Source organism: Paraburkholderia sp. Tr-20389, from assembly GCF_017104565.1.
Lineage (GTDB): Bacteria > Pseudomonadota > Gammaproteobacteria > Burkholderiales > Burkholderiaceae > Paraburkholderia.
In genome coordinates this window covers 14,820-27,491 of the sequence record NZ_JAAGPD010000032.1, presented here as the reverse complement: position 1 = coordinate 27,491, position 12,672 = coordinate 14,820, and the positions used below count along the sequence as shown (strand labels likewise).

Below are 12,672 nucleotides of genomic sequence, written 5' to 3'. Positions count from 1 at the left end.
GGCCTGTGAGCCATGCGATGCTCACTTTCGCTTCAACCGCCGTGTTCATTGTTGACAATAAACATGCCGTGCCGCAATGTTTGCAGAGTTAAGCCGCGTCCGCTGACACTTCGGGATCGATCTCAATGAACGACAACAACAACCTGCCCGTTGCCTTCGAACTCCTGCGACGACAATCGCTGGCAATGCTGGTGCAAGAAAGTCTTCACCGAAGCATCCTTTCCGGCGAATTTGCGCCAGGCGAAAAGCTCAATGAGGCCGAGATCGCCACACGCCTGCGAGTATCGCGTGGTCCTGTGCGCGAAGCATTCCGCGCTCTGGAAGCGTCGGGTCTCCTCAAAACGGAAAAGAACCGCGGCGTGATGGTACGTGTCGTTTCGCTGCGAGAAGCCGAAGAAATCTATGAAGTGCGAGCCATGCTCGACGAATCGGTCGCGAGGAAGCTGGCGAACGATATGCCGCCCCAGACGCTCGACACGTTAAAAGCGATCATCGCAGCGATGAAGTCTGCGAAGAAAACACGCGACCTCGCGCGCTATACGGAACTGAACGTGCAGTTGCACGAAGCGATGATCGCCGGCGTCGGCAACCAACATCTGATTGCGACATATCGTCAGCTCGTGCTGCAACTCGGGCTGTTGCGTCAGGCCGCGATCGAAACGGAACACGGTGCATTGAGCGAGTCGGTCGCCGAGCACGAGAAGATAGTGAACGCGCTCGCGAGCGGCGATGAAGATCGCGCCGTCGCGCTCGTGCGCGAGCATGTCGCTCACGGCATCGCCAGGATGCGGCTGGCGCACGAGCGTTGGGTCGAAGCAGCCAGCCCCGATGGAGCGGCAGTCGCCGGGGCGTGAAGCCTACGCCTTGTCCGATTTACCTGCCGCGCTCGCAAAGCGGCTCAGCCACTGATCGACTAGCCACGGCCGGCGGTTCTCGTCTTCGGCACGCTCCTTACGCCGTATCGCATTGCGCACCGTAATCGAGCCGACATACCGTATCGGCTCGGGCGGAAAGCGGCCCAGCGGTCCGCGCGTCAACGGGCTGCGGGTCCACGCGTTGTCGAGTCCCAGCACGAACGACGAGAGAATTTGTCCGCCCATATAGGTCGGCCCCACACCGTTGCCCGAATAGCCGAACCCATAGAACACGTTGGGTGCGTCATCGAGTCTGCCGAAAAACGGAATCCCCGTCACCGAACGATCCGATGGGCCGTTCCAGCTCGCTGTCACGGGCACCTCGCGCAACGCGGGAAAGAATGAGTGCAAGCCCCGCGTCAGCTCGGCTTCGTAAGGCGAGCGCTGATCGAACACAGGCGCAAGCCGTCCGCGCCACGCAAACGTATTGCCGCCCTTGCCCAGCATCAGACGCCCATCAGGCGTGCTGCGATAGTAGTAGACGAAGATGCGCGAATCGAGCACCGATACGCCGTCCGTCAGTCCGCTGCGCGCCAGAAGTTCCGGGCATTTCTCCGTGACGATCATGTCACTGGAGACGATCGCGAGCGTCCGTTCGAATTGTTTGAAGCGGCTTGCCATCCACGCGTTGATCGCGAGCACGAGCTTGCCGGCCGTCACGCTCCCCGCCGGCGTGCGCACCGTCACGCACTCGCCGCCCGTGAAGTCGAGCATCGGCGTGCGCTCGTAGATCCGTATGCCCATCTCGATCGCGACGCGACGCAGGCCGCGCACGAGCTTGCCCGGATGCACGGTCGCCGCAGTCGGAGAGAACACGCCGCCCAGGTTGCGCGCGGAACCGGAGCGGCGCGCCACCTCCTCCGGCGAAACGTGCTGGTACGAATGAATGCCATGCTCGCGCAGCGCCGCGATAACAGGGTCCAACGCGCCCACTTGTGCACGCGATGTCGCGGTATAGAGCGTGCCGTCCATGCGCAGTTCGGCGTCGATACGATGCGTCGCGCAGAAATCGCGGATGCGGTGCACGGCGTCTTCGGATGCCTTCACGAGCCGCAGCGCTTCCGCTTCGCCGAACAGGCGCCGCAACGTGAAGAACTTCGCGGACCAGGTGAGCATGCATCCGCCGTTGCGCCCGCTCGCACCCGCACCGCACAGATCGCTTTCGACGATCACGATATCGATGTCGGGCTTGAGCAGCTTCGTCTGAATAGCCGTCCAAAGTCCCGTGTAACCGCCTCCGACGATGCACACGTCAGCGGTGATGCTGCCTTGCAAAGCCGGGGACAGTTCGCCATCGGAGAAAAGAGCCTGTTCGATCCAGAAGGGACGCATGGTTGCTCGCGGGTCAGGTTGTACTGCGATAGATGCCGATGTCCCCTTGCACTCGCGCGCATGCACAAACAGGCGCGCGAGTGCCTGAGGACCGCAATGCCATTTACGCGAGCGCGCCCGGCGATACCTGCGAAATCCCCATCGCCTGCAGCGTTTCGGCAATCGCCGCTACGGCGCCCGGAATGCCCGCCTCGCCGAAGTGCCCGATGCACCCCACGCGGAACGTTTCGATTTGCGTGAGCTTGCCCGGATAAAGGATGTACCCGCGCTTCTTCACTTCCTGATAGAAGGTCTTGAAGTCGTACGCGGGATCGTCGGGCGCATGAAACGTGACGATGATCGGCGCCTGGATCGACTGGTCGAGAAACGGCCTGAAACCCAGCTTCGCCATGCCGTCGATCAGCGCACGGCAGTTGCGTGCATAACGCGCGCCGCGTGCTTCGAGACCGCCTTCGTCGACATACTGCGCGATGGCCTGATCGAGTGCCGCGACGACATGAGTCGGCGGTGTGAAGCGCCATTGCATCGTGCGGTTCATGTAGACCCACTGGTCGTAGAGATCCATCGCGAGCGAATGGCTGTTGCCTTCGCAGCGCTCGAGCGTGCTGCGCCGGACGATCACGAACCCCATGCCGGGCACGCCCTCGAGACACTTGCCCGACGCCGCGACCACGGCATCGAACGGCGTCTGCCGTGCATCGATATCGATCGCGCCGAACGAACTCATCGCGTCGACGATCAGGCTGCGTCCGTGCTTCGCGACGACCATCGCGATGTCGTGCAGCGGATTGAGCACGCCCGCGCCCGTTTCGCAATGAACCAGCGCGACGTGCGTGATGCTCGCGTCGGCTGCGAGCGCGCGGTCGATGTCGGCCGCCTTGACCTGCGTGTCCTCGGGATAATCGATGCTCGCATGACGGCGACCGAGTGCCCGGCAGATCTTCACGATGCGCTGGCAATAGGCGCCGTTGTTCGGCACCAGCACATGGCCGTCGCGCGGCACGAGCGTGCCGATGGCCGCTTCGACCGAGAACGTGCCGCTGCCCTGCAAAGGCACACATTCGTGCGTCTCTTCACCATGTACGATGCGCAGCGTCTCGCGGCGAATGCGCGCGGTGATCTGGTTGAAGTCGCCATCCCACGATCCCCAGTCGCGCAGCATCGCTTCGCGCGTGCGGTCGGAGGTGGTGAGCGGACCGGGAGTGAGCAGAATCGGTTGACGGGGCTGATTCACGGTATCTCCTTGATGGACACGATGAAAGTTGGGTTCAGCCACGGCGCGGAGTGCGCCATGCCTGGGTTCGACGCAACACGCCGTGCGATACGCCGGCAAACAGCACACACGCAAACCCCGCGGTGACGAGGACGAGCGTCGCCATCGCGGCAGCCGGTCCGATCTGACCTGCGTCGTCGAGGTTGAGGATCGCTACCGAAGCGGGCTGTGTATCGGGTGAGTAAAGAAACGCAACGGCCGACACCGTCGTCATGCCGTTGACGAACAGATAGCGTGCAATCTGCAAGATGGACGGCAGGCACACGGGCACTGTGACGCGCCAGAACGTCTTGTAGAACGGCACTTTCAGCGACGCGGACACCGCTTCGAATTCGTTGTCGATCTGCCGCAACGCGGTGACGGCCGTCAGATGACTCGACGAGTAGTAGTGAACCACCGTGACGACCGCGAGCAGCGCAAGCGTGCCGTAGAGACCATTGAGCGGATTGGCGGGCGCGTTGAACAGAAAGATATAGCTGATGCCTAGCACGAGACCCGGCACGCCCATCGGCAGGATCGCGCAAAGGTTGATGAAGCCGCGCAACCAGCGCGGCCCGCGCGTCTTCTCGACCAGATACGCGCCGCCGAACACGATCGCCGTGCCGCCGACCGCGACGCATGCCGCCATCTGCAAGCTGTTCTTGTACGCATCGAAAATGCCCGCTGCGATCAGGCCCATCTTGTAGTGCTGCAAGCCGAGGCTCATCTGATACGGCCAGAACTTCACGAACGAAGCGAACACCGAAATGCCCACCACGGCGATCATCAGCAGACAGACGACCGCACAGTACACGAGCATCGCCATATCGAAGCCGCGCGACGGCTTCGGCTGGAACGGCGTGGAGCGCGCGCCGAGTTGCGACTGCTGCTTGCGGCGAATCATGAAGTCGACGGCGAAGGCGACCAGTGCGGGACACAGCAGCAACAGGCTGACCACCGCGCTGCGATTGAAATCCTGCAAGCCGATGATCAGCTTGTAGATGTCGGTCGACAGCACCGTGTACGGCCCGCCGATCACCACGGGCACCCCGAAATCGTTGATGCAGATCGTGAACGAGACCATCGTCGCGCTGATGAGACCGTACTTCGCGCCGGGCAGCGTGATCGTCACGAACTTGCGCAGACTGCTCGTACCCATCGCATCGGCGGCTTCATAGAGGCGACCGTCCGAGAGCGACAAGGCCGTCACGAGAATCATCAGCACATGCGGAAAGGACGCATACACGAGGCTGCAAACGATGCCCGTGAAGCCGTAGATCGAATGTCCATGCAACAGCGGCTTGAGAAGCCCCGAATTGCCGAACCAGTAGATGAACGACACCGCGGACAATAACGTGGGGGCGAGCAACGGCAGAAGCGCCACCGTGCGGACCGCATTCTTCATCGGCATGCACGAACGCGTGAGCGCGTAAGCGAACGTGAAAGCCATCGGGATCACGATTGCCGTCACCGTGCAAGCGACGGCCACGGAATGAAGCGCCGACGTCAGGACGGCAGTGTTGGCCAGATAACCGCTGAAGTTCGCGAGTCCGATGAAATGTCCGTCCGCATCGACGAAGCACTTGCCGATCACGAGCGCGAGCGGAACCAGCAGAAAGACCGCCAGCAGCAAGGACATCAGCACGAGCGCAAGCTGCGCGATCCGGTCGTGCCAATGCGTGATTTGCCGCACTTCGGCGTGCGCTTCTTCGCCGCTGCGGCGTTCGATCAATACGGCGCTCATTGCAGACGCTCCTTCGCGGACGTGAACACGCACACGTTCTCGCGCTGTACGACAAGGTCGAAACGCGCGCCCGCTTGCAGGCCCGTTCGGCGCATCTCATGAAACGACAGGTCCGCGACGATCTCCTGCCCCGCCAGTCCGTCGACCTTGAAGCTGACCCGGCAGAACGCGCCGAGAAACTCCAGCTTTTCGACGCGTGCGGCGAGCCGGTTGTCGGACACATTGCCGGGCACGCCGATGTGGATATCCTCGGGTCGCACGAAGGCGGACACCTGCGAACCCGCAGCGGGCTGCGCGGCGCCGCAGCCATAGACGAGGCCGATCTCGCCCGCCTTCAGCGTGCCGTCCCGCATGACTTCGGCGGGAATCATGTTGACCTTGCCGATGAAATCCGCGACGAACGGCGACGCCGGCTCGCGATAGATTTCATGCGGCGAGCCGATCTGCTCGATCACGCCGTGATTCATCACGACGATGCGATCGGCCATCGACAGCGCCTCCTCCTGGTCATGCGTCACCATGATCGTGGTGACGCCGAGCCGCTGCTGCAACTGACGGATCTCCTGGCGCAGACGCACCCGCACGCGCGCATCGAGTGCCGACAGCGGCTCGTCGAGCAACAACAGGCCCGGCGATGTAGCGAGCGCCCGCGCGAGCGCAATACGCTGCTGCTGACCGCCCGACAACTGGTTCGGATGCTTGCGATGCGAATCCGGCAAGCCCACCAGCGCCAGCAGTTCGTGCACACGCTCAGCGATGGCCGCGCGCTTCATCTTGCGATTCACGAGACCATATGCGACGTTGTCGAAAATGGTCAGATTCGGAAACAGCGCATACGACTGGAACACGATGCCGTAGTCGCGCAGTTGCGGCGGCAGACGCGAGATGTCGCGGCCGTCTTGCATGATGCGCCCCGTGCTCTGCGTCTCGAGGCCGGCGATGATGCGCAGCAACGTCGTCTTGCCGCATCCGGACGGTCCCAGAAAACAAAGCATCTCGCCCTTCTTCACACCCAGATCGATATCCTTTAGAACGGGCGTGTCGTTGAACCGCTTCGAAACCTGCTGCACGCTCAAATACGCTGTCATCTGATCCTCCGCCTTCGCTTGCCAGTGTGCGTCGCGGCAACAAGCCTGCGCCATGCGCCGCGCCGCCGCATCGATGGAAGCGCGCGTGCCGCGCGCCTCACGCGAAACCCGCCGCTACTTTTGCTCCTTGCTGCCGTAGCGCTTCTGCCAGTCGTCGAGAATCGACTGACGGTTTTTCGCTGACCAGACGAAGTCGTTCTTCACGAGTAGTTGCGAATAGTTGTCTGGGATGCCCGAGAGCTTCTTCGCGACGCCCGGATACGCGACGATCGCCCACCACTGTGCGGTGATTTCATTCGCTTGCCGGCTCGCCATGAAATCGGCGAGCTTCTTCGCTTCGTCGGGATGCCGCGTCGTTTTCATGATGCCCGTCGCTTCCATGTCCCAGCCCAGGCCTTCTTTCGGAAAGATCAGGTCGATGGGTGCGCCTTGCGCCTGCAACTCGTGGCCGCGGAATTCGAACGAGATGCCGATCGGGAATTCGCCCGTGCCCGCCAGGGTGCAAGGCTTCGAGCCGGAGTGCACGTATTGCGCGACGTTCTTGTCGAGCGCATCCATGTACTGCCAGCCCTTTTCGTCACCGAAGGTTTGCAGCCACGAAGTCACGTCGAGATATCCCGTACCCGACGAAACCGGGCTCGGCATCACGATCATTCCCTTGTAGATGGGCTTCGCGAGGTCTTCCCATGAAGTCGGTTTCGGCAGGTGACGCTTTTCGGCTTCGACGCGGTTGTAGCAGATCGTCGCGCCCCACACGTCCATGCCGACCCAATGCGGCGGATTGTTGGTGTCGCTGTATTTGCGCGTGAGACTGTCGAAGCCCTTCGGCGTATAGGGCATCAGCATTCCCTGCAGATCCAGCACCGTGAGGCTCGACGCCGCGAGGCCGAGCACGACGTCGGCGCGCGGATTGTTCTTTTCCGCCAGCAGCTTGGCCGTGACGGCACCCGTCGAATCGCGCACCCAGCGAATCTCGATGTCCGGGTTCGCCTTTTCGAATGCGTCCTTGTACGGTTTCATCGCCTCGTCTTCGAGCGCCGTGTAGACCAGCAACTGGGTCTTCGCCTGCGCAGCCTGCATCGCGCCGAGCGCCACCGACGCCGCCAGCGCGCAACGCGCCGCCACCTTCAGAAGACCCTTGCAACCGTTGAATCCCGCTCCTTTCCTCATCTCCAGACCCCTTGATTAGTCGCGTCGCGGCCAGCGACGAAAACGGCCAGTGCAGCGAAATGCAGCTTGTTCGGTGCGTCTCCCCGGAAGTGATGTCGTTGTTGTCTGTTGTTGACAATCTACAAAGCGTCAATTTTAATGTCAAGTATTGCCTCACAATGCCACACAACGCCACATCGTCAACTGCCGGATTTAACTGGTCAAAGGAGAAGTCAATGAGCACATCCCCTGTATCCGTCGAAGTGAACGGCCGCCGCTACAACTGGATGCGCAGGCCCGTCGTCGTGGTCTGCGTCGACGGCTGCGCGTACGAATATCTGGAAATGGCGGCGGCCGCGGGCGTCGCGCCATTCATCGGCAAGCTGTTGCAGCCGGACACCGCCCTCAGGGGCGACTGCGTCGTGCCGAGCTTCACGAATCCGAACAACCTGTCGATCGTGACGGGCGTGCCGCCTGCCGTGCACGGCATCAGCGGCAACTACTTCTTCGATCGCGAGAGCGGCACCGAAGTGTTGATGAACGACCCGAAATACCTCGTCGCGCCGACGGTGCTCGCGCGCTTCGCCGAGGCGGGCGCGAAGGTCGCCGTCGTCACCGCGAAGGACAAACTGCGCCGCCTGCTCGGCAAAGGCTTGCAGGGCATCTGCTTCTCATCGGAGAAAGCGGACGAGGCGACGCTCGCGGAAAACGGCATCGATGGCGTCGTCGAACTCGTCGGCAAGCCGGTACCGAGTGTCTATAGCGCGGACCTGTCTGAGTTCGTGTTCGCCGCCGGCGTGCGTCTGCTCGAAACGCGCGAGATCGATCTGATGTACCTGTCGACCACCGACTATGTGCAGCACAAATGCGCGCCCGGCACGCCCGGCGCGAATGCGTTCTATCAGATGATGGACGGCTATCTGCAAAGGCTCGACGAACTGGGCGCGATCGTCGCGATCACGGCCGACCACGGCATGAACGCGAAGCACAACGAAGACGGCGAGCCCAACGTGATCTATCTGCAGGAGTGTTTCGACGAATGGCTCGGCAAGGATCAGGCACGCGTGATCCTGCCCATCACGGACCCCTATGTCGTGCATCACGGCGCGCTCGGCTCCTTTGCGACCGTGTATCTGCCGCCGTCGGCCGATACGGAAGCGTTGCGCCGCAAGCTTGCGGCCGAGCCCGGCATCGAACTCGCGCTGACGCGCGCCGAAGGCTGCAAGCGCTTCGAGTTGCCGCCGGAGCGCGTCGGCGACCTGATCGTGATCTCCGAACGCAACGTCGTGCTCGGCACGCAGCGCGCCAGGCACGATCTCTCGGGACTCGATGCACCACTGCGTTCACACGGCGGCCTTGCCGAACAGAGCGTACCGCTGATCTTCAGCCAGCCCGTCGCGAAGTCCGCTGCGCAACGCGAGCGTCTGCGCAACTTCGACGTCATCGACATCGCACTCAACCATCTTCAGTGAAGGACACGCTCATGAACGCGATTGCAGACACGACGAAAGCACAAGCACAGGTTCGCCACGAAGCGTTGCGCATCGACGGCGAAAAGATCTATCGCGACGAAGTCATCGAAGTACGCAACCCGTACGATGGCGCACTGGTCGGCACCGTGCCGAAGGCGACGCTCGACGACGTGCGCCGCGCCTTCGCTGTGGCGCGCGCTTATCGCCCGTCGCTTACGCGCTATGAGCGCGCCGCGATCTTGCGGCGCGCCGCCGATGCCGTGCGCGCGCGCACGCAGGAAATCGCCGCGCTCATCACGGCGGAAGCCGGACTCTGCATCAAGGATTCGACCTATGAAGCGGGCCGCGTCGCTGATGTGCTGGTATTCGGCGCCGGCGAAGTGCTGAAGGACGACGGCCAGATCTTTTCGTGCGATCTCACGCCGCACGGCAAGAAACGCCGCGTCTACACGCAGCGCGATCCCCTGCTCGGCGTGATTTCGGCCATCACGCCATTCAATCATCCGATGAACCAGGTCGCGCACAAGATCGTGCCGTCCATTGCGACCAACAACCGGATCGTCGTGAAGCCGTCCGAGAAAGTGCCGCTGTCGTGTTACCTGCTCGCCGACATCCTGTACGAAGCAGGGCTGCCCGTGCAGATGCTGCAGGTGGTGACGGGCGACCCCGCCGTGATCGCCGACGAACTGATCACCAACCGCGCAATCGATCTGATCACTTTCACGGGTGGCGTGTCGATCGGCAAATCGATTGCGTCGCGCATGGGCTATCGGCGCGCGGTGCTCGAACTGGGCGGCAACGATCCCATCATCGTGATGGAGGATGCCGATCTCGACGAAGCGAGCACGCTCGCCGTATCCGGTTCATACAAGAACTCGGGCCAGCGCTGCACCGCGATCAAGCGGATGCTGGTGCACGAAGCCGTCGCTGACCGCTTCACCGATCTCGTCGTCGACAAGACGCGTGCGTGGAAATACGGCAACCCAGCGGATTCGTCCGTCGACATGGGCACCGTGATCGACGAGGCTGCGGCGCGCTTCTGCGAGCGCCAGGTCGACGACGCGCTCGCTCGCGGGGCACGGCTCCTTGCCGGCAACCAGCGCGACGGCGCGCTGTATTCCCCGACCGTCGTCGATCGCGTGACGCCCGACATGCCGCTCGTGAAGAACGAAACGTTCGGGCCGGTGTCGCCGATCATGCGCTTTCGCGATATCGAAGAGGCGATAAGCATGTCCAACAGCACCGACTATGCGTTGTCGTCCTCGGTGTGCACGAACCGCTTCGACTACATCACGCGCTTCATTTCGGAACTGGAAGTCGGCAGCGTCAACGTGCGCGAAGTGCCGGGCTACCGGCTGGAACTCACGCCATTCGGCGGCGTGAAGGATTCCGGTCTGGGCTATAAGGAAGGCGTGCAGGAAGCGATGAAGAGCTTCACCAATACCAAGACCTATTCGTTGCCGTGGTGAGCGGCTGACGGATCGGACGGCGCATGGGCCGTGCGCCGATCCCGTAAAAAAGCGACGCGGTCTGCATCGCCTGTCAGACCGTCACCGGGCGCGGTGACGGTCTGAATCAGGCTTCACGCTTTGTGATCGTGGAGGAATTTAAAGAACTGCACGCCCTCTTGCAGTCGCCGCTTCATCATCTCCCAACTCATCAGCATTTCGCGGACGATTTCCCAGATCTTTGACGGTCTGAAATAGAAGCGTTTGTAGAACTCCTCGACACCGAGAAAGATCTCTTCGCGCGACAGGTGTGGATAGCCGATAGTCGAAAGCTGGGTACCCGCGGAATTGACGAGCGTGATGACCTTGGTTTCTTCCAGCCAGCCATTGTCGAGAGCCTGCTTGTGAAGGACCGTCCCCGGATAAGGTGCGGCGAGCGACACCTGGATCGTATGCGGGTTGATCTCTTTGGCATACTGGATCGTCTTTTGTATCGTCTCGTGTGTTTCCCCTGGAAGACCCAGAATGAATGTGCCGTGAATCTTGATACCGAGCTGGCGGCAATCATCGCTGAAGCGCCGTGCCATATCGGTGCGCAGCCCCTTTTTGACATTCACGAGAATCTGGTCGTCGCCGGATTCGTAGCCTACGAGCAATAGCCGCAACCCATTCTCTTTCATCACCTTCAGCGTCGAATAAGGTACGTTCGCTTTCGCGTTGCACGACCACGTCACCCCCAGTTTGCCAAGACCGCGCGCAATCTCCTCGGCTCGCGGTCTCAGATCGGTAAAGGTATCGTCGTCGAACATGATCTCCTTGATTTCGGGCATGTTGTCCCTGATCCACTTCACCTCTTCGAGGACGTGCTCGACCGACCGCGTGCGATAGCGATGCCCGCCGACCGTGTGCGGCCAGAGGCAGAAGGTGCATCGCGACTTGCAGCCCCGGCCCGTGTACAACGAGACATACGGATGCTTGAGGTAGCCGCTGAAGTAATTCGTCGACGTGAGGTCGCGCTTGTAGATCGGCGCAACGAACGGCAACTGGTCCATGTCTTCCAGAATCGGCCGGGCTTCGTTGTGCATGATCCCGCCGTCCGGCAAACGGTAGCTCAGACCGAGGATCGACTCGAACGGAAGCCCCTGTGCAATGTCGCGACACGTGAAGTCGAACTCTTCGCGGCACACGAAATCGATCGAGTCGCTCGCGACCAGCGAGCCGTGAGGATCGACGGCAACCTTTGCGCCTATCATCCCGATCAGGATGCTCGAGTTGCGCCGTTTCAGATGCTCCGCAAACTGCACATCGCTCGCGAACGATGGCGAGCTGGTGTGGATGATTACAAGCTCGTAATCCTTAGCAATATCCAGCGTTGCATCCAGCGACAGGCCATCTGCCGGTGCGTCCACGACCCGGCTATCCTCAACCAGCGCGGCAGGCTGGACGAGCCATGTCGGGTACCAGAATGACCGGATCTCGCGTCTCGTCTGGAAACGCGAGCCCGCTCCGCCATCGAATCCGTCGTACGAAGGTGCCTGTAGAAACAGCGTTTTCATAAATGCCCTCTAGGATAACGGTCCACTTTCATGAATGCGTTGCACACACGGCCGCCGCCTTCGGCGATATTGAGCAATGAAATCAGGGCTTCAAACAGTCCAGCGGTCACTGGACAGCGACGCTGACGTAACCGCTGCGATGAGGACGCCCTGGATCTCAACTGGGGCCCGCTAAAGAATACTACGACTCACACGTCTTTTAATGTGAACCTTTTTCTTCTCGCGCCGAAGAATCATTACGCTGAGGTGACTAATGCGGCCGACTAGCGTATCGAAACCGGGACGATTGCTTCATTGTCGACTTCGCAGGCGGCTTGACGCATACTGATCGCGCCGCCCTGTTCGAAGCCAGGAGGGGATCAATGACGCAAAGTCCAGGCATTACCGCGGGTGTGCCCGTTGGAAATGGCCAGCGCATCAGTCCGACCGAGTTTCTGTTGATGGCAGGCTTTCTTGCGTATCGCGCACCTGCGGCTTCGGAGGAGGCGCGCGCAGCGGCACGGCGCATATTGGTCGCGGTCCTCGAGGTGGCGAGTGCGCGTGGGTTTACCCAGTCAGATGTCCTGCAGGCGATGATGGCAAACGCCGAAAAGTCTTCTCGCATACAGAAACTGGCAGAGCAGGCCACCGCTGCAGTTGGTGATACGGCCAATTACCTGCGAGTGATTCGCAACGCCGGCGTACTCATAGAAGAAGACGCTTGAAGGCCACGTGGCA

10 protein-coding genes are annotated in these 12,672 nt (G+C 61.5%); 4 read left to right on the top strand and 6 right to left on the bottom strand.

Annotated elements, in window-relative coordinates; all coding sequences use genetic code 11:
- Positions 1-125: 125 nt before the first annotated feature.
- Complete coding sequence (locus tag G3N95_RS26490; RefSeq protein ID WP_205973040.1) at positions 126-854, top strand: phosphonate utilization associated transcriptional regulator; 729 nt, start codon at positions 126-128, stop codon at positions 852-854.
- A gap of 3 nt (positions 855-857) precedes the next feature.
- Here G3N95_RS26490 and G3N95_RS26485 read toward each other — a convergent pair whose 3' ends face one another.
- From G3N95_RS26485 to G3N95_RS26465, 5 genes are all read right to left on the bottom strand, one after another.
- Positions 858-2,246 (bottom strand): FAD-dependent oxidoreductase, encoded by a 1,389-nt coding sequence (locus tag G3N95_RS26485; protein ID WP_205973039.1) that lies wholly within the window; start codon positions 2,244-2,246, stop codon positions 858-860.
- A gap of 103 nt (positions 2,247-2,349) precedes the next feature.
- On the bottom strand, positions 2,350-3,480 hold the full coding sequence (locus tag G3N95_RS26480; protein ID WP_205973038.1) for a 2-aminoethylphosphonate--pyruvate transaminase: 1,131 nt from the start codon (positions 3,478-3,480) through the stop codon (positions 2,350-2,352).
- 34 nt (positions 3,481-3,514) lie between these two features.
- On the bottom strand, positions 3,515-5,242 hold the full coding sequence (locus tag G3N95_RS26475) for a putative 2-aminoethylphosphonate ABC transporter permease subunit (protein ID WP_205973037.1): 1,728 nt from the start codon (positions 5,240-5,242) through the stop codon (positions 3,515-3,517).
- On the bottom strand, positions 5,239-6,330 hold the full coding sequence (locus tag G3N95_RS26470; RefSeq protein ID WP_205973036.1) for a putative 2-aminoethylphosphonate ABC transporter ATP-binding protein: 1,092 nt from the start codon (positions 6,328-6,330) through the stop codon (positions 5,239-5,241). Before G3N95_RS26470 ends, G3N95_RS26475 begins: the two co-directional genes overlap by 4 nt.
- A 114-nt stretch (positions 6,331-6,444) precedes the next feature.
- On the bottom strand, positions 6,445-7,500 hold the full coding sequence (locus tag G3N95_RS26465) for a putative 2-aminoethylphosphonate ABC transporter substrate-binding protein (RefSeq protein WP_205973035.1): 1,056 nt from the start codon (positions 7,498-7,500) through the stop codon (positions 6,445-6,447).
- A gap of 215 nt (positions 7,501-7,715) precedes the next feature.
- Between G3N95_RS26465 and phnA the strand changes: the two genes are divergently transcribed.
- On the top strand, positions 7,716-8,951 hold the full coding sequence (phnA, locus tag G3N95_RS26460; protein ID WP_205973034.1) for a phosphonoacetate hydrolase: 1,236 nt from the start codon (positions 7,716-7,718) through the stop codon (positions 8,949-8,951).
- An 11-nt stretch (positions 8,952-8,962) separates the two neighbouring features.
- Entirely contained in the window at positions 8,963-10,420 is a 1,458-nt protein-coding gene (gene phnY, locus G3N95_RS26455) for a phosphonoacetaldehyde dehydrogenase (protein WP_205973033.1), read from the top strand.
- A 113-nt stretch (positions 10,421-10,533) separates the two neighbouring features.
- On the opposite strand, the gene hpnJ is transcribed toward phnY, so the two are convergent.
- Positions 10,534-11,955, bottom strand: coding sequence for a hopanoid biosynthesis associated radical SAM protein HpnJ (gene hpnJ / locus G3N95_RS26450; RefSeq protein ID WP_205973032.1), 1,422 nt, complete (start codon positions 11,953-11,955; stop codon positions 10,534-10,536).
- Positions 11,956-12,317: 362 nt separating this feature from the next.
- Between hpnJ and G3N95_RS26445 the strand changes: the two genes are divergently transcribed.
- Complete coding sequence (locus G3N95_RS26445; RefSeq protein ID WP_205973031.1) at positions 12,318-12,659, top strand: hypothetical protein; 342 nt, start codon at positions 12,318-12,320, stop codon at positions 12,657-12,659.
- Positions 12,660-12,672 lie beyond the last annotated feature (13 nt).